At 65.5% G+C, this 16,495-nt stretch carries 16 protein-coding genes and 1 pseudogene; 12 read left to right on the forward strand and 5 right to left on the reverse strand.

Features of this window, described 5'->3' with window-relative positions; translation table 11 throughout:
* Positions 1-43: 43 nt before the first annotated feature.
* Positions 44-463, forward strand: coding sequence for a hypothetical protein (locus tag IP83_RS12105; protein ID WP_054122479.1), 420 nt, complete (start codon positions 44-46; stop codon positions 461-463).
* A gap of 38 nt (positions 464-501) precedes the next feature.
* A complete protein-coding gene (gltX, locus tag IP83_RS12110; RefSeq protein ID WP_054122480.1) occupies positions 502-1,833 on the forward strand; it encodes a glutamate--tRNA ligase in 1,332 nt (443 codons plus the stop codon).
* Between the two features lie 15 nt (positions 1,834-1,848).
* Here the strand turns inward: gltX and IP83_RS12115 are convergent, their stop codons facing one another.
* From IP83_RS12115 to IP83_RS12130, 4 genes are read right to left on the reverse strand one after another with little or no spacing between them, the layout of a single operon-like run.
* Entirely contained in the window at positions 1,849-2,334 is a 486-nt protein-coding gene (locus IP83_RS12115) for a GNAT family N-acetyltransferase (protein ID WP_054122481.1), read from the reverse strand.
* A 12-nt stretch (positions 2,335-2,346) separates the two neighbouring features.
* Entirely contained in the window at positions 2,347-2,907 is a 561-nt protein-coding gene (locus IP83_RS12120; RefSeq protein ID WP_054122482.1) for a YqgE/AlgH family protein, read from the reverse strand.
* A complete protein-coding gene (locus IP83_RS12125; protein ID WP_054122483.1) occupies positions 2,904-5,651 on the reverse strand; it encodes a [protein-PII] uridylyltransferase in 2,748 nt (915 codons plus the stop codon). The genes IP83_RS12120 and IP83_RS12125 overlap by 4 nt, the downstream gene beginning before the upstream one ends.
* Positions 5,652-5,668: 17 nt before the next feature.
* The gene (locus IP83_RS12130; protein WP_054122484.1) at positions 5,669-7,384 is read right to left on the reverse strand and encodes a class I adenylate-forming enzyme family protein; all 1,716 of its coding nucleotides are present in this window, start codon (positions 7,382-7,384) and stop codon (positions 5,669-5,671) included.
* A 205-nt stretch (positions 7,385-7,589) separates the two neighbouring features.
* On the opposite strand from IP83_RS12130, the gene lgt reads away from it, so the two are divergent.
* From lgt to IP83_RS12160, 6 genes are all read left to right on the forward strand, one after another.
* Complete coding sequence (lgt, locus tag IP83_RS12135; RefSeq protein ID WP_054122497.1) at positions 7,590-8,492, forward strand: prolipoprotein diacylglyceryl transferase; 903 nt, start codon at positions 7,590-7,592, stop codon at positions 8,490-8,492.
* A 16-nt stretch (positions 8,493-8,508) separates the two neighbouring features.
* Entirely contained in the window at positions 8,509-9,567 is a 1,059-nt protein-coding gene (locus IP83_RS12140) for a class I SAM-dependent methyltransferase (RefSeq protein ID WP_054122485.1), read from the forward strand.
* 314 nt (positions 9,568-9,881) lie between these two features.
* Complete coding sequence (gene petA, locus IP83_RS12145; RefSeq protein ID WP_171955454.1) at positions 9,882-10,445, forward strand: ubiquinol-cytochrome c reductase iron-sulfur subunit; 564 nt, start codon at positions 9,882-9,884, stop codon at positions 10,443-10,445.
* Positions 10,446-10,456: 11 nt separating this feature from the next.
* Entirely contained in the window at positions 10,457-11,761 is a 1,305-nt protein-coding gene (locus tag IP83_RS12150; RefSeq protein ID WP_054122486.1) for a cytochrome b N-terminal domain-containing protein, read from the forward strand.
* A gap of 34 nt (positions 11,762-11,795) precedes the next feature.
* The gene (locus IP83_RS12155; protein WP_054122487.1) at positions 11,796-12,632 is read left to right on the forward strand and encodes a cytochrome c1; all 837 of its coding nucleotides are present in this window, start codon (positions 11,796-11,798) and stop codon (positions 12,630-12,632) included.
* A gap of 77 nt (positions 12,633-12,709) precedes the next feature.
* On the forward strand, positions 12,710-13,246 hold the full coding sequence (locus IP83_RS12160; RefSeq protein WP_054122488.1) for an adenine phosphoribosyltransferase: 537 nt from the start codon (positions 12,710-12,712) through the stop codon (positions 13,244-13,246).
* A 54-nt stretch (positions 13,247-13,300) separates the two neighbouring features.
* On the opposite strand, the gene IP83_RS12165 is transcribed toward IP83_RS12160, so the two are convergent.
* Positions 13,301-13,945, reverse strand: coding sequence for a YqaA family protein (locus IP83_RS12165; protein ID WP_054122489.1), 645 nt, complete (start codon positions 13,943-13,945; stop codon positions 13,301-13,303).
* Between the two features lie 262 nt (positions 13,946-14,207).
* Between IP83_RS12165 and IP83_RS12170 the strand changes: the two genes are divergently transcribed.
* From IP83_RS12170 to IP83_RS12185, 4 genes and pseudogenes are all read left to right on the forward strand, one after another.
* Entirely contained in the window at positions 14,208-14,738 is a 531-nt protein-coding gene (locus tag IP83_RS12170; RefSeq protein ID WP_197274353.1) for a hypothetical protein, read from the forward strand.
* Between the two features lie 32 nt (positions 14,739-14,770).
* Positions 14,771-15,184, forward strand: a pseudogene (locus tag IP83_RS20920) (terminase large subunit domain-containing protein); the annotation flags it as partial.
* Positions 15,185-15,227: 43 nt separating this feature from the next.
* Entirely contained in the window at positions 15,228-15,584 is a 357-nt protein-coding gene (locus IP83_RS20925) for a DUF2793 domain-containing protein (protein WP_231625025.1), read from the forward strand.
* 198 nt (positions 15,585-15,782) lie between these two features.
* A partial coding sequence (locus IP83_RS12185) for an outer membrane protein (RefSeq protein WP_156309694.1) occupies positions 15,783-16,495 on the forward strand: 713 nt, incomplete at its 3' end.

Below are 16,495 nucleotides of genomic sequence, written 5' to 3' on the forward strand. Positions count from 1 at the left end.
GACCTGATAACTTGCGAATCGCTCGCAACAGACAGGTTTGGCCATGACTTCGCTCACCCGCTACGCCGCCACCATCGCTGCACTCGCCAAGCCGCGCGTGTTGCAAGCGCAAAGCCCTGCCGCGCAGGAAGTGGTTCATGCCTTCCGACTTTGCGCGCTTGCCGCACGCGATCGGACCGACCCCTTGCCGGCACTGGCCCTGCGACTGTGCAATTGCGAGGCGGCCTATGCCGTGCATGATCTGGTGCGTGCGGTGGCGCAGGCGTGGCCTGAACCTTTCGTCGTCGGTCGAGCGTGTTGCCAGCGTCTTTCGCCGGACGAGGCGACGGTGGCCCTGCTCGCCGAGGCCGGGTGCGCAAGGGACCGAACGGCGTTCGACGCCGCGATTGGCGGCCTTGTCCGGCCCGACCGCCATGAGCCGCTGTGGGCTGCCTGCACGCACGCGCTGATGCTGATGCGCTGACCTTGTCGGGCAAGCGGGGGCCGCTATAGGCACAGGCCATGACGGTCACTACGCGCTTCGCTCCCTCGCCCACCGGCACGCTGCATGTCGGCAATATCCGCACGGCGCTGCACAACTGGCTGCTGGCGAAGAAAAGCGGCGGGCGGTTCCTGCTGCGGATCGACGATACCGACGTTGCACGCAGCCGCGAGGAGCATGTCGAGGCGATCCGCGCCGATCTGGCGTGGCTGGGGCTCCATCCCGAGCGCGAGGAGCGGCAATCTGCACGTTTTGCGATCTATGAGGCGGCATTCGAGAAACTGGTCGCGGCGGGGCGGCTTTATCGCTGCTACGAGACGGCGCAGGAACTGGAGCTCAAGCGCAAGGTGCTGCTGGGGCGCGGGCTGCCGCCGATCTATGACCGCGCCGCACTGAAGCTGGGCGAGGCGGACCATGCGGCCAAGGCTGCGGCGGGCGAGGCGCCGCACTGGCGCTTCCTGCTTGACCATGAAACGCCGATCGAATGGGTTGATGGCATCCGCGGGGCCCAGCATTTCGATCCGCGCCAGATGTCCGATCCCGTTGTGCGGCGGGCGGATGGATCGTGGCTCTACATGCTGCCTTCGGTGATCGATGACATCAAGATGGGCGTGACCGACGTGCTGCGCGGCGAGGACCATGTTTCCAACACCGCAACTCAGCTGCAGATGTTCGCGGCGCTGGGTGCACAGGTGCCGCGCTTTGCGCATGAGGCGCTGCTGACGGGCGCGGAGGGCAAGCTTTCCAAGCGGCTGGGCTCGCTAGGCGTGGCAGAGATGCGCGAGAGCGGGATCGAGCCCGAGGCGCTGATCGCACTGCTGGCGCGGCTGGGCACGAGCGATCCGATCGATCCGGCGCTGGACGCGGACGACCTGGCGGCGAGCTTTGACCTTGCGCGGTTCGGACGGGCGCCGGCGCGGTTCGATGATGCGGAACTGGCGCGGGTGAATGCAGCGGTAATCCATCGGCTGCCGTTTGCGCGGGTGGCGGAGCGGTTGCCGAAGGGTATGGGCGAAGCTGCGTGGGCGGCTATCCGGCCCAATCTGAACGCTGTGGCTGAAGCTGCCGATTGGTGGCGCGTCGTAACGGGGCCGATTGCGGCGCCGGAATTCGATGCGGAAACGCGGGCTTTTCTGGATCAGGCGGCGACAGTCCTCGCAGGAATTGATTTGTCGGACGAACCTTGGGGTGCGCTGACCGGAGCCCTCAAGGACATGACCGGACGCAAGGGCAAGGCGCTGTTTCTGCCGCTGCGGCAGGCGCTGACAGGCATGGACCACGGACCGGATATGAAGGCGCTGCTGCCGCTGATTGGCAAGGATGAGGCACTGCAGCGATTCGCAGGAAAGTGATGTTCATCAGAAGGGTCAGCAGAGACCGCGAAACATGACCAGGGCATCGACATAACCTCGGACCGGATGGTGGAATGCCTTGGGCAAACGCCCGACGATCTCGAACCCCAGCGTTTGCCAGAGGCTGACAGCTCGCTCATTGGTGCTGACAACGAAGTTGAACTGCATGGCCCGAAAACCTCGTTCGCGGGCCTGTTCGATCGAATGGGCACACATGGTGCGGGCCACGCCACGGCCCATGGCGGCAGGGCTCGTCATGTAGCCGCAATTGCAAACGTGGCTGCCGCCGCCAGCCTGATTGGCGCGAAGGTAGTAGGTGCCGAGGATGGCGCCATCCGCTTCAACCACAAACGTCTCACGATCAGGACTGAGCCAGTAGGCCAGCGCGTCGGCCTCGCTCATCGCTCGATCTAGGGCATAGGTCTCGCCGGCGCGGATTATCGGCTCGATGATTGCCCAGATTGCGGCAGCGTCTCCGGCTTCGGCGCGGCGGATCAGCATAGGGGGCACGGCTCAGGCGCGGCCGGTCTGGCTGACGAGGTGGGAGGGGTCGATGCCCTCGGCGCGCCAGGTGGCGGCCCAGCGGGCGGCGACGGGGGTTTCGAACAGGATCTCGCTGCGGCCCTGGGCGGCGTACCAGCCGTGATGGCGCATTTCGCCTTCGAGCTGGCCGGCGCCCCAGCCGGCATAGCCGAGCGCGACGAGCCATTTCGAGGGGCCGCGCCCTTCGGCGATGGCGCGCAGGACGTCCATCGAAGCGGACAAGGCGCAGAGCGGGCTGACCTCTACCGAACCGCTGCCGCCCCAATCGGTGCTGTGGAGCACGAAACCGCGCGAGGTTTCGACCGGACCGCCGTTGAGCACCGGACCATCGGGCGCGACGCCGGGATCGATGCCGACGTCGGTGAGCAGGCTGTGCAGGGTCACGCCTTCGCGAATGCTGCCGACACCGATGCCGAGCGCGCCGTGTTCATCATGCACGCACATCGCGATGACGGCGTGATCAAAGCGGGTGTCGCCCATGCCGGGCATGGCGAGGAGGATGCGGCCGGCGAGGTATTGCGCCTCGGTCATGCCGCGGCGGCCTTGCTGCGACGATCCTCCGCCGCTTCGATCAGGCGCTTCTCGACGGCGCGCATGCGGGTATCGGCCTCGATCTTCTCGCCGAGCAGGTCGGTCACGTAGAACGTATCGACCGCGCGTTCGCCGTAAGTGGCGATGTGGGCGGAGTGGACGACCAGCCGCGCCTCGAACAGTGCGCGGGCGAGCTGGCTGAGCAGCGCGGGGCGATCGCGCGCGCCGACCTCGATCACGGTGAAGCGGTTGGAGGCCTTGTTGTCGAAGATGACGATGGGCTCGACCTCGAACGCCTCGGCGCGGGGGCGGGCGGAGGGGCGCGCGGCAAGCTGGGGCAGGAGCTTGACCCGGTTGGCGAGCGCATCGGCAATGGCGTTCTTGAGCCGGGCGATCTGCGCGGGCTCGTTGAGCGGGCGGCCAAGCGGATCCTGCACGAGGAAGTTGTCGACCGCGAGGCCGTTGCGCGCGGTGTGGATGCGCGCGTCGATGATGTTGCCGCCGGCGAGGTGGATGCCGCCGGCGATGCGGTAGAACAAGCCGGGGTGGTCGGCGGCCAGCACGGTAACGAGCGTGGCTCCGCGCGCAGGGTACCAGTGGGCTTCGACTGTCAGCGGCTCATCGAGCGAGATATCCATCTGCTGGAGGTTGAGCGCGATAATGTCCTCGGGCTCGGCGATCCAGTAGGCATCGCCGAGTTGCTTGCCGACCGTGCCGATGAGGGCGTCGCGCTCCTTGAGGAGGGCGGCGACAGCCTTCTTCTTGGCGGCAATGCGTTCGGCGCGGCCATATTGCTTGTGGCCGAGGCGCAGCACTTCCTCGGTGGAGGTGAACAGATCGCCCAGCAGCTGGCGCTTCCACGAGTTCCAGATGCCGGGGCCAACCGCGCGGATATCGACGATGGTGAGCACCAGGAGGAGACGCAGCCGCTCCTGGCTCTGCACACGGCCGGCAAAGTCGGCGATGGTCTTGTAGTCCGCAAGATCGCGCTTGAAGGCGGTTGCACTCATCAGGAGATGCCAACGCACCAGCCATGCGACGAGTTCCGTTTCGGCCGGCGACATGCCGAGGCGCGGGCAGAGCTTCATCGCGATTTCCGCGCCGAGGATCGAGTGATCGCCGCGCCGGCCCTTGGCGATATCGTGGAGCAGGGTCGCTACATAGAGCACGCGGCGCGAGGCGACCTTCGAGATGACCTCGGTCGCCATCGGATGCTGCTCGGTTTCCTCGCCCTTCTCGATGCGCGACAGGAGGCCGATGGCGCGGATGGTATGCTCGTCGACCGTATAGTGGTGGTACATGTCGAACTGCATCTGCGCGACGACGCGGCCGAAATCGGGGACGAAGCGCCCGAAGATGCCCGCCTCGCTCATCCAGCGCAGCGCGGTTTCGGGGTCGCGGCGGCTGGTGAGCAGTTCCATGAACATCGTGTTCGCGCGCGGATCGCGGCGGACCGATGCGTCGATCAGGCCGGAATCGCGCCGCGCGAGGCGCATCGCTTCGGGGTGGATTTCGAGGCCCTCGCGGTCGGCCACGAGGAAGATCTCGATCAGGCGGACGGGATCCTGCCGGAAGAAATCATCGCCGTCGGCGCCGAGCTTTTCGGCCTGGATCGGAAAGGCGCCGATCTTGCGCTTGCGGCGGCCGCGCAGCGCGGCGAAGAAGCCGAGCTTCGTCTTGGCGAACTGTTCATCGAGCTGGGCAAGGAACATGCCGGTGAGCGAGCCGACCTGCGTCGCCTGCAGGAAGAAGTACTGCATGAAGCGCTCGACCGCGCTTTTGCACGGGCGATCGGCGAAGTTCATGCGCAGCGCGACTTCGCGCTGGAGATCGAAGGTCAGGCGGTCCTCGGCGCGGCCGGTGACGGCATGGAGGTGGCAGCGGACCGACCAGAAGAAGCTCTCGGCGCGGCGGAAGGCTCGGTATTCGGCAGCGGTGAGCAGGCCGACTTCGACGAGTTCGCTGGGATCTCGAACCTTGTGGATGTATTTGCCGATCCAGTAGAGCGTGTGGAGGTCGCGCAGGCCGCCCTTGCCTTCCTTCACATTGGGCTCGACGACGTAGCGACTGTCACCCAGCTTCTTGTGCCGCTCGTTGCGCTCGGCGAGCTTCTCGGCGACGAACTGGCGCTCGGTGCCGGTGACGACTTCGGCCCAGAAGCGGCGCGAGCCTTCTTCGTAAAGAGCGCGGTCACCCCAGATATAGCGGCCTTCGAGCAGCGCGGTGCGGATGGTGAGATCGCTGCGCGCCATGCGCACCATCTCGTCGAGCGAGCGGCTAGACTGGCCGACCTTGAGACCCAGGTCCCAGAAGAAATAGAGCATCGCCTCGATCACCTGCTCGCACCATGCCGTCGGCTTGGTCGGGGTGAGGAAGGCGATGTCGACGTCCGAGTGAGGCGCCATCTCGCCGCGCCCGTAGCCGCCGACCGCGACCAGCGCGATGCGTTCGCCGGTCGAGCGGTTGCTCGCGCGATAGACGTGGCCGACGACGTGATCGTGGATCACGCGCACCAATTGATCGATCAGGAAGGCCTGACCCTGCGCGCATTCGGTTCCGTGCGAAGGCTTTTCGCGCAAGCGCCGGGCGAGTTCGTCACGCCCTTTGGCGAGGGCATAGCGCAGCAGCTCGACGATCGCGGTCCGGGCCTTGTCGCCCTGCGCCGCGACCTGTTCGGCAATCGCATCGGCAAGCGCCCGGCGATCGATGATGGCGCGCTGGTTGGGAATCCGGGGGGTGATCATGACCCCTCCCCTCTAGCCTATCCCGCCTTGCGCGTCTCTTGCCATTGCGCCCCGTAGCGCTGCTTGAGGGTGCGCTTGTCCACCTTTTCGGTGCCGAGGCGGGGCAGCGCTTCATGTTCTTCCCAGAACTGCACGGGGATCTTGAAGGCGGCGATGTGGGAGGCGAGGAACGTGCGCAGGTCGTCCGGGCTTACCGTGCAGCCTTCCTTGGCAAGATAGACCGCGACGGGGACTTCGCCGTAGAGCTCGTCGGGCAGGCCGAACACGCTGGCTTCGGCGACGCCGGGGTGCGCGTAGATCGCGTTTTCGACCTCGATGCAGGCGATGTTCTCGCCGCCGCGGATGATGATGTCCTTCTTGCGGTCGACGATGAAGAGGTAGCCTTCGGGATCGAGATAGCCGAGATCGCCGGTGCGGAAGTAGCCATCGGGCATGATGGCGGCAGCGGTCGCCTCGGGGTTGTCCCAGTAGCCGAGGAAATTGCAGACGCTGCGGATCGCGACTTCGCCGAGCTGGCCCTGCACGACAGGGTTTCCGCTATCGTCAAGGATCGCAAGGTCGACGAGCGGGCGCGAGGGGGTGCCGGTGCTGCCGGGCTTGGCGATGTAGTTCTCGTTGAAGTTTCCGCAGCCGACGCCGTTGGTTTCGGTGAGGCCGTAGCCGAGGATTGGGAAGGCGTGGGGCAGCGCCTTGCGGATACGGTCGACGTGCTCGACCGGACGCGGGGCACCGCCGGCGGCGAAGGTGACACAAGTCGAAAGGTCGTACTTGTCGTGATCGGGGTGCGTGGCGATCTCGTAGCTCATCAGCGGGACGCCGACGAAATAGGTTACCTTCTCGCGCTCGATGAGCTGCATCGCGGTGACCGCGTCCCACTTTGGCATGAGCACCAGCTTGCGGCCGAGCGCGTAGGACTGGAGCATCAGCGGCACTTCACCGGTGACGTGGAACAGCGGAACGTTGACGAGCGCGATGGGCTGCGCGTTCGGTGGGGGCGCCTCGCCGCGCGCGGTCATCAGGCCGAGGACCATGACGCTCTGCGCGAGGTAGCTGAAGGTGCCCTGCACCACGCCGCGGTGGTTGGAGTAGGCGCCCTTCGAGACGCCGGTCGAGCCCGAGGTGAACAGGATCGTGGCGAGATCGTCGGGTCCGACTTCGTGGAGCGGGGTAGAAGCATCGCCGCCTTTGGCGGTGAGCGCGGCAAGGCCTTCGGAGGGATAGCAATCGTGGACGAGCGGGATGATCTCGGCACCGTGGGCGATGCCGGTCAGGCGCTCGGCACGCTGGCGGTCGGCGATGATCATGCGGCAGCCGACCATGTCGATACCTTGGGCCATTTCCTCGCCCTGCCACCAGCCGTTGATGAGGACAGCGCAGCCGCCGGCCATGAGCACCGCCATGTAGGCGACGATCCAGTTCGCCGAATTGCGCGCGGCGATGCCGACGCGGTCACCCTTCTGGAGGCCATGCCCGGCAACGAGGCCGCCTGCGGCGATTCGCGCGGCTTCGAGCGTCTGGGCAAAGGTCAGGCGCACATCACCATCGACGATGTACTCCTTCGCGCCGTGGAACGTGCAGAACTGGGTGAAATAGGCGCCGAGCGTGGGCGGGGCGGCAGCAATCATCGGGAGGTCGCGATCGAAGGCGCGGAAGGGTGTGGTGGCGAGCATGCCGCCGGGGGCGGTAAGCCCATCCATCACCTGGGCGAGATCCCGATCGAGCTGGGTCAACATGGGTATCTGAACTCTCCTCTCAGCCCCAATTCGCTTGGCTACCCTGCAAAAGGTACAGCGTCGGGGTCCAACCTTTTATTCGGTTTGCCTGACGGGTTTGCCCTGTGCCAGAAGGCCGCGCAAGGCTGCGGCGCACGCGGCACAAAACAAAACCGTTCTGTTACAAACCTCGTCGTTGCGAGAACTCTAGGGAGCTTGACCCTTGCTGTCACTATCGGCCGCCGCAGCCGCCGCTGTTGCGGGTCACCCGCCGCTGCACTGGGAGAACCTCGGCCTGTCGCCGATCGCGATCGACCTCGGGTTTTTCGCGATCAAGTGGTACAGCCTTGCCTATCTGGCGGGGATCATGCTGGCCTACTTCCAGCTCGGACGGATGATCCGCCAGCCGGGCGCACCGCTGGCGCAGCGCCATGCCGATGACTTGTTCTTCTACGCCACGCTGGGAGTCATCCTCGGCGGCCGGCTTGGCTATGCGGCGTTCTATGCGCCGGAACTGCTGACCGATCCTGCGCGGCTGATCCGCTTGTGGGAGGGCGGCATGAGCTTTCATGGCGGCCTGATCGGCACGGTCATCGCCATCGCCTGGGTTTCGTGGCGCGGCGGGCTGAACTTCGTGCGGACTTGCGACTACATCGCCGTCTGCGTGCCGCCGGGCCTGTTCTTCGGCCGCTGTGCCAACTTCGTGAACGGCGAGCTGTGGGGGCGGGTGACCGATTCGAAAGTGCCGTGGGTGATGGTGTTCCCCGGCGCTGGCCCGATGCCGCGCCATCCCAGCCAGCTGTACGAGGCGCTGCTGGAGGGCCTCGTCCTCGGCGTCGTGCTGTTCCTCCTGTTCTGGAGGACCCGCGCGCGCTGGCGGCCGGGCCTGCTCGTGGGGGTATTTGGCCTCGGCTATGCGCTGGCGCGGTTCATGGTGGAATTCTACCGCGAGCCGGACGCGCAGCTGCTCGATTTCGCGATGCGCAGCGGGCTCTCGATGGGCCAGTGGCTGACCCTGCCGATGATGGCGATCGGGCTGGGCCTCGCGTTCCGCGCGCTGATGAGCCCGCCGCTGGCGGTGACGATCCAGCCGGCCGGGCAGACTGCGGGGCAGACAATCGTATCCTGAGCGCGGAGCGGGAGCGATGACAGAGGGGCTGACGGCAGTTTTCGCGCGGTTGATTGCGGCAACCGGGCCAATCTCGATCGCGCACTACATGGCCGAGGCGAACGCGCGCTACTATGGCTCGCGCGATCCGCTGGGCGCGGCGGGCGACTTCGTGACCGCGCCCGAGATCAGCCAGATGTTCGGCGAACTGATCGGCCTGTGGCTGGCGGATCTCTGGCAGCGCGCCGGGAGGCCGGAGGGTGCCTGCTATGTGGAGCTTGGCCCTGGACGCGGGACTTTGGCGCGGGATGCGCTGCGGGCGGCCCGGCGCGGCGGGCTCTGTCCCGAGGTGCATTTTGTCGAGACCAGTCCGGCGCTCAAGGCCCTGCAGGAAGCGGCGCATCCGGGCGCGGTGTGGCATCACGATCTTTCCGGGTTGCCGACGGACAAGCCCTTGCTGATCGTCGCCAACGAGTTCCTCGATGCACTGCCGGTGCGGCAGCTGGTGCGCACGGCGAGCGGCTGGCGCGAACGCATGGTGGGGCTTGATGCTGATGGTGCGTTCCTCCCGGTTGCGGGGACAAGGCCGATGGATGCGGCGGTACCTGAGCGCTTCGCCACGGCGGCCGAAGGCGCAATCGTCGAGGCATCGCCGGCTGCGGCGACGATCGTGCAGGAAGTGGCGGGCCGACTTGCGGCGCAGGGTGGCGCGGCGCTGTTGATCGACTATGGCTATGCCGAGCCGCAATTGGGCAGCACCTTGCAGGCGGTTCGCGCACACCGGAAAGTGGATGTTTTTGCCGCGCCGGGCGAGGCGGACCTCACCGCGCATGTCGACTTTGCCACGCTAGGCGAAGTTGCAGAGCAGGCCGGTGCGCGCTGGTTGGGGACCAGCACGCAAGGGCACTGGCTTGCCGCCCTCGGCATCGGGGCACGGGCCGGGAGCCTTGCGCGGGCGGCGCCCCAGGCGGCGGAGGCCATCGAGGCAGCGACGATCCGCCTCACCGCCCCGGCGGAAATGGGCGCCTTGTTCAAGGTGATGGGTCTTGCGGCGCCGGGATGGCCCGATGGGGCAGGGCTCCACCGAGTCATCTGAAAGGCGGCCGATTGATACTTTGTCACACCGCAGCAAGACCGGTCTTGCGAATGACTTGCAGTAATCAGCCAAGTCCCTGTTTAAAATGCGATTAGCTGCCTCGCCTTCGCGACAAAATGCTTGTTGGCAAACGCAAGGCTTTGCGTCTATCAGGCGCGCCCAAGGGGACCGGACTCTCGCGCAGGCGGGGGATTGGTGCGGCATGGCTGGACGAGCGTCCCTTTGGGCACTTTCCCGCCGGATCGGTGTGGGACATTTTAGGACACGCTATCGCGCCCGATCCGTGGCGGCGGCAGCGCAGGCAGGGAATGGCAATGGCTGAACAAGCAAGCATCGCTGAGGCTACCATGGCTGGTGACGGCGTACGGCGCCGTGACTTCATCAATATTGCTGCGGTGAGCTTCGCAGGCGTCGGCGGTCTCGCCGCGCTCTATCCGTTGATTTCGCAAATGGCACCTTCAGCCGACGTGCTGGCGGAAAGCTCGACCGAAATCGACATCTCGGCGATTGCGCCGGGTCAGGCGATCAAGGCCGTGTGGCGCAAGCAGCCGGTCTTCATCCGCAATCTGACGCCCGAGGAAATCAAGTCGGCCGACGCGGTCGATGTGGCGAGCCTGCGTGACCCGCAGACGCTCGAGCAGCGCACCACCGCGGGCAAGACCAACTGGCTGATCACGATGGGCGTCTGCACCCACCTCGGCTGCGTGCCGCTCGGCGCCGGCGAGGGCGAAGTGAAGGGCGAGTTCGGCGGCTATTTCTGCCCCTGCCACGGCTCGGTCTACGATACCGCGGCCCGCATTCGCAAAGGCCCCGCGCCCAAGAACCTTGAGGTGCCCCCCCATGAATTCTCTTCCGACACTGTCGTGAAGATCGGCTGAGGACTGACACGATGAGCTTTCCCTGGGCGAACGAATACAAGCCGTCGCATCCGCTGATGCAGTGGATCGATGAGAAGCTTCCCCTCCCCCGCTTTGTCTACAACGCGGTCGGCGCCGGTTATCCGGTTCCGCGCAACCTGAACTACATGTGGAACTTCGGCGTGCTCGCCGGTTTCGCGCTGGTTCTGCAGATCGTGACGGGCGTTGTCCTCGCCATGCACTACGCGGCGAATGCCGGCGTGGCGTTTGACAGCGTCGAGCACATCATGCGCGACGTGAACTGGGGCTGGATGCTCCGTTATGCCCACGCCAACGGCGCGAGCATGTTCTTCATCGTGGTCTACACCCACATCTTCCGCGGCTTCTTCTACTCCTCGTACAAGGCCCCGCGCGAAATGATCTGGCTGCTGGGCGTCGTGATCTTCCTGCTCATGATGGCGACCGCCTTCATGGGCTACGTGCTTCCCTGGGGCCAGATGAGCTTCTGGGGCGCCAAGGTCATCACCGGCCTGTTCTCGGCGATCCCGCTGGTCGGCCCGCCGCTGCAGGAATGGCTGCTCGGTGGCTTTGCGCCGGACAACGCCGCGCTCAACCGCTTCTTCTCGCTGCACTTCCTGCTGCCCTTCGTGATCCTGGGTGTGATCATCCTCCACGTCTGGGCGCTGCACATCCCCGGCTCGTCCAACCCGACCGGCGTTGAGGTGAAGCAGGAATCGGACACCGTGCCGTTCCACCCCTACTACACCGCCAAGGACGGCTTCGGCCTCGGCATCTTCCTGATGGTCTACTGCGCGCTGGTGTTCTTCGCACCGAACCTGCTGGGCCACCCGGACAACTATATCCCGGCGAACCCGCTTTCGACCCCCGCGCACATCGTTCCCGAATGGTACTTCTGGCCGTTCTACGCGATCCTGCGCGCCTTCACCTCGGACTTCCTGATCATCCCGGCGAAGCTGATGGGCGTGCTCGCGATGTTCAGCGCGATCCTCGTGTGGTTCTTCCTGCCCTGGCTCGACACGAGCCCGGTCCGTTCGGGCCACTACCGTCCGCTGTTCCGCAAGTTCTTCTACGCGCTCGTCATCGACGTGCTCGTGCTGGGCTACTGCGGCGGCGCCCCGGCGGAAGAGCCCTACGTGATGATCTCGCAGATCGCGTCGATGTACTACTTCCTGCACTTCCTCGTGATCCTGCCGATCGTCTCGTCGATCGAGACGCCGCAGCCGCTGCCGTTCTCGATCACCGAGGCCGTGCTGGGCAAGGACGAGCACGCCACCCTCGCTCCAGCTACCCCGCCGTCGGCCCCAGCTGTCGCCTGAGCCTGCCAACCCGGCACATCCAAAGGGAAACCTCATGGTCCGTCTATTTGGCCCGCTCGTTGGCCTCTTCTTCGTAGCCGCGCTGCTCCTGTCCTTCGGGGTCGGTGCTTACAACGCGGCTACACAGCCCACCCCGCCGAGCGCGGAGAAGCTGTTCCACATGCACCCGAAGGACGTGAAGTTCTCGTTCGACGGGCCCTTCGGCACCTTCGACAAGGCGCAGCTGCAGCGCGGCTTCAAGGTCTATCAGGAAGTCTGCTCCAACTGCCACAGCCTGAAGCAGGTGGCGTTCCGCGACCTCGGCGCGCTGGGCTACAACGAAGCCGAAGTGAAGGCGATCGCGAAGAACTGGGGCACCAAGGCCCAGACCTTCGATCCCAAGACCGGTGACCGCGGCGAACGTCCGAACTTGCCTTCGGACCACTTCCCGCCGGTGTACTACGCAGGGCAAGGCAATCCGCCGGACCTCTCGTTGATCGCCAAGTCGCGTCATGGCGGCGCGCAGTACATCCACTCGCTGCTGACCGGCTATGTCGATCAGGCCGGCTACAAGAACGAAGCGGGCGAGGAACTGCTCAAGAAGTTCCCCGACGCGAAGACGCCGGATGGCCTGTACTTCAACCCGTACTTCGCCAACCTGAACCTCGCCATGCCGCAGCCGCTGACCAGCGAAGGTCAGGTGACCTACAGCGACGGCACCAAGGCGACGGTCGACCAGATGGCGATGGACGTTTCGGCGTTCCTGACCTGGACGGCTGAGCCGAAGCTCGACAAGCGCAAGCAGACGGGCTGGCCGGTGTTGGGCTTCCTGCTGGCAGCCACGGTTCTTGCCTACCTCGCCAAGCGGAATGTCTGGGCTGACAAGCACTAAGACTATCGCCTCAGGCAACAAACAGAGGCCACCGGCAACGGTGGCCTTTTTTGTGGGCGCGATTATGGAAGGCCGCAATGACCAAGGATGAGATCAAGGCGCTGGTGCGCACCGTGCCCGACTTCCCCGCCAAGGGAATCCTGTTCCGCGACGTGACGACGCTGATCCGGCATGGTGAGGGCTTTGCAGCATGCATCGCGCATCTGGCACGGATGGCAGAAGCGGCAGGTGCCGACCTGATCGCCGGCATGGAAGCGCGCGGGTTCATCTTCGGCGCGGCGGTGGCGGCACATATGCGCAAGGGGTTCGTACCGGTACGCAAGCCGGGCAAGCTGCCGGTGCGCACGGTGGGCATCGACTATGCGCTGGAATACGGGCGTGACCGGCTGGAGATCGATCCCGGCGCGATCGGCAAGGGCGACCGCGTGGTGATCGTGGACGACCTCATCGCCACGGGCGGGACGGCGCTGGCGGCGACCGAATTGCTACGCGGCGCGGGGGCCAAGGTGGATCACGCGCTGTTCGTGATCGATCTGCCAGACCTGCATGGTGCTGAACGGCTGCGCGGAGCTGGGGTTACCGTGGAAGCGCTGATGGACTTTCCCGGGCACTGACGCCGGGTGTAGTGCCCCCTTACCCCACTCGCCTGCAGGCGTGAGGGCAATGGATCAGAGCGTTGCGAGGGTCGCCTTGGCGCACTTCGCGGAAACTTCGGCGCTGCCGCTGCTGGCACCGCTGACGACTCCGGCGAGATAGAAACCTGCGACGATGAAGACGACGAAGCCAATGGTGACGAGGCCGAGGTACTTGTCGATCACGCGCTTGATCGGCGCCCCGAACAGGCGAAACAGGCCGCCCACGATCATGAAGCTGATCGAACGGCTCACGATGCTGGCGAGCAGGAACGGGATGATCGGCATTGCGATGAAGCCGGCGGTGATCGTCAGCAGCTTGAACGGGATCGGCGTCGCGCCTTTGATAACAATGATTTCGACCCCGTATTCGCGCAAATAGCAGGCCGCGCGGGGGAAGCTTTCGGCGAGGTGGAGCAACTCGAGCAGCTGCTTGCCGACGCTGGCGAAGAGAAAATAGCCGATCGCATAGCCGAGGAGGCCGCCGAGCACCGACCCTGCGGTTGCAATCGCGGAGTAGCGGACTGCTTTCTTCGGTTCGGCGAGGCACATCAGCCCGAGCAACGGGTGCGGCGGAACCGGGAAGAAGCTGGCTTCCATCGCCGAGAACAGGGCCAGCCAGACTTCGGCGAGCGGGTGCGTGGCCTTGGCCAAGGTCCAATTGTAGAGGCTGCGAAGCATTGGGCTGAGTACTCGGCTGATCGACTGGGCACCGGCGGGCAGAATCGGGACGGGTCCCGCAAGCAGCCCTTAGCAGCGCATTCCAAACATTCCCTAAGCGAGCCGTCGCCTGAGCGCTAGGGGGCGAAGTTCTTAACCATATGGGTACATTTTTCTTGACATCGTCACGCTGATTGAGTACATAAAGGGAACATCGCGATAGACCGAGTCGCTTCCCCGGCAGCGAATTTCCGGTGTCCCTTCTCCCAGCGACGGAACTCTCATGGCCCAGCGATCCAACGCGCGCAAACCGCGCACCGCCGCCCCTTTGCGTCGCACCAAGTCGGACGCCCGACCCAGGTGGGTCGACGCCTTCCTTGCCGCGCTTGCGGATACCTCGAATGTCGCGGCGGCGGCCCGCGCGGCATCAGTCGATGTTTCGACCGCCTATTCCCGGCGGCGACTCAATCACGAGTTCAACCGCGAGTGGCAGGTGGCGCTTTGCGAAGGCTACGACAATCTCGAGATGGAGCTGCTTTGCCGGCTCCGCACCGGCGAGGTGAAGCCCGCCACCGGCGCCAAGAAAGGCGTCAGGACCTTCGACAACGCCACCGCGCTGCGCCTGCTGGCAGCACACCGGGAAATGGCGACACGTGAACGCGCCCAGCGGAGCCATACCGGCGCCGAGAAAATCCGGGCCGCGATCGATCGCAAGGTCGACGAACTGCGGCGCCGGGTCATGGAGGCGAAAGCGCAGCGCGACGCCGCCACTATGACCGTGGCGATCCTGCCCAAGCCCCAGGATCCAGCGTGAGGCGGGACCGGCTCGACTTTCTACGCCACGATGTGGACGGGCTTGCCCGGAAGCTTCCCGACAAGCTCGATCAGGGTGAGCGCGACGTTGTCCTCACGAACTGGCCGATGTGGGCGCGGGCCTCGCAGCTGCCGCCGGAAGGCGACTGGCGAGTTTGGCTGATCATGGCGGGGCGCGGCTTCGGCAAGACGCGAGCCGGTGCGGAGTGGGTGCGGATGGTGGCCGAAAGCAACCATGAGGCCCGGATCGCGCTCGTCGCCTCGTCATTGCATGAGGCACGCAGCGTGATGGTGGAAGGCGAGAGCGGGCTGATGGCAATAAGCTCGCCGTACATGAGACCCCGCTACGAACCCTCGCTGCGGCGGATCGTGTGGCCGACCGGAGCACAGGCGCTGCTCTATTCGGCGGCGGACGCCGAGGCCCTGCGCGGGCCGCAGCACAGCCATGCTCGCCGGGCAGAGCCAGAAGGAATTGACCGTAAACGAGGCCATGGTCGCGCTGGACGCCCTGCTCCACCCGGCGATCGAAGCAGTGGTTACCAGCCCGCCAACGGCACCAGCGAATGGACAGTGCTGGCTGGTCGGGACCGCCGCGACAGGCGTGTTCGCTGGGCAGACCGACCGCATCGCAGCGTGGAGCGAAGGCGGCTGGCGCTTCCTTGCCCCGCGCGAGGGAATGCGCGCTTATGACATCTCTTCCGCCGCATACCGAGTGTACGCGGGAGGCAGTTGGCTCGTGCCTGCCACACCGACCGCGCCAACGGGGGGCAGCGTCATTGACAACCAGGCCCGGGCCGCAATCTCTGCCATGCTGACTTCCCTACGCGCTGCAAGGGTGCTCGCCTGACACGCTTGCCCCTTTTGGTCAGGTCTTGGGTGATGCAGCTATTTGCGAGGACTTCTCCGCGCGGGTTTCGTGGCCTACATGTCTGGTTTTAGTTGCCTTTTGGCAACAGGCTGCACTCACGTTTGCTTGCAAGCAAAAACGAGAGCCGCTAATGGCGTGAGCACCCGAGGCATGACTTCGAATAAAGGGGAAATGAGAATGCGGAAACTGCTCGTGGGCTTGGCCCTGGCGTCGACGGCGCTCGCAACGCCGGCGCTCGCCAAGAAGGATTCCTGGTACGTCGAGGTCGATGCCGGCGCGATGATCGTTGAGAGGACCGATCTCACGATCGCTGGTGTCGCTAACGCCGCCACTCTCAAGAACGATACCGGCTACGACATCGGCGGTGTCGTTGGTTACGACTTCGGTGGCTTCCGCCTCGAGTCCGAAATCGGCTACCGCCGCGCTCGCGCTGACCGCGTCACCAACAGCACCGGTGCCACTGCTGACCGCGCAAGCGGCACGCTGACGGGCCGTTCGCAGGCCCTGAGCTACATGGTCAACGGCCTGCTCGACTTCGGTCCCGATGACGGCCTGCAGGCCTTTGTCGGTGGCGGTGTTGGCGTTGCTAACGTCAAGTATGTCATCTCGACGGCCGGCTTCGGCAATGTAAACGACTCTGACACCCGGTTCGCGTGGCAGGCCCTTGCTGGCGTGCGCACCCCGCTCACCAAGCACTGGGATGTGGGCCTGAAGTATCGCTACTTCAGCGTCGACAAGCTGAACTTTGTCGGCGGCGGCGCACTGAGCGGCTCCGCCATCAACGGCCAGTGGCGTTCGCACTCGATCCTCGGCACGCTGGCTTACAACTTCGGCGGCGACAAGCCGGCGCCGATGCCGGAACCGCCGGCTCCGCCCCCGCCGCCCCCGCC

Origin of the sequence: Novosphingobium sp. AAP93 (assembly GCF_001296055.1) — a bacterium.
In the GTDB taxonomy this organism is placed as follows: Bacteria; Pseudomonadota; Alphaproteobacteria; order Sphingomonadales; family Sphingomonadaceae; genus Novosphingobium.

Bases quoted from the DNA above. Each gene is read 5' to 3' on its own strand.
- IP83_RS12105 (WP_054122479.1), top strand. From the start codon at position 44: ATGACTTCGCTCACCCGCTACGCCGCCACCATCGCTGCACTCGCCAAG.
- gltX (WP_054122480.1), top strand. From the start codon at position 502: ATGACGGTCACTACGCGCTTCGCTCCCTCGCCCACCGGCACGCTGCAT.
- IP83_RS12115 (WP_054122481.1), bottom strand. From the start codon at position 2,334: ATGCTGATCCGCCGCGCCGAAGCCGGAGACGCTGCCGCAATCTGGGCA.
- IP83_RS12120 (WP_054122482.1), bottom strand. From the start codon at position 2,907: ATGACCGAGGCGCAATACCTCGCCGGCCGCATCCTCCTCGCCATGCCC.
- IP83_RS12125 (WP_054122483.1), bottom strand. From the start codon at position 5,651: ATGATCACCCCCCGGATTCCCAACCAGCGCGCCATCATCGATCGCCGG.
- IP83_RS12130 (WP_054122484.1), bottom strand. From the start codon at position 7,384: ATGTTGACCCAGCTCGATCGGGATCTCGCCCAGGTGATGGATGGGCTT.
- IP83_RS12140 (WP_054122485.1), top strand. From the start codon at position 8,509: ATGACAGAGGGGCTGACGGCAGTTTTCGCGCGGTTGATTGCGGCAACC.
- petA (WP_171955454.1), top strand. From the start codon at position 9,882: ATGGCTGAACAAGCAAGCATCGCTGAGGCTACCATGGCTGGTGACGGC.
- IP83_RS12150 (WP_054122486.1), top strand. From the start codon at position 10,457: ATGAGCTTTCCCTGGGCGAACGAATACAAGCCGTCGCATCCGCTGATG.
- IP83_RS12155 (WP_054122487.1), top strand. From the start codon at position 11,796: ATGGTCCGTCTATTTGGCCCGCTCGTTGGCCTCTTCTTCGTAGCCGCG.
- IP83_RS12160 (WP_054122488.1), top strand. From the start codon at position 12,710: ATGACCAAGGATGAGATCAAGGCGCTGGTGCGCACCGTGCCCGACTTC.
- IP83_RS12165 (WP_054122489.1), bottom strand. From the start codon at position 13,945: ATGCTTCGCAGCCTCTACAATTGGACCTTGGCCAAGGCCACGCACCCG.
- IP83_RS12170 (WP_197274353.1), top strand. From the start codon at position 14,208: ATGGCCCAGCGATCCAACGCGCGCAAACCGCGCACCGCCGCCCCTTTG.
- IP83_RS20925 (WP_231625025.1), top strand. From the start codon at position 15,228: ATGGTCGCGCTGGACGCCCTGCTCCACCCGGCGATCGAAGCAGTGGTT.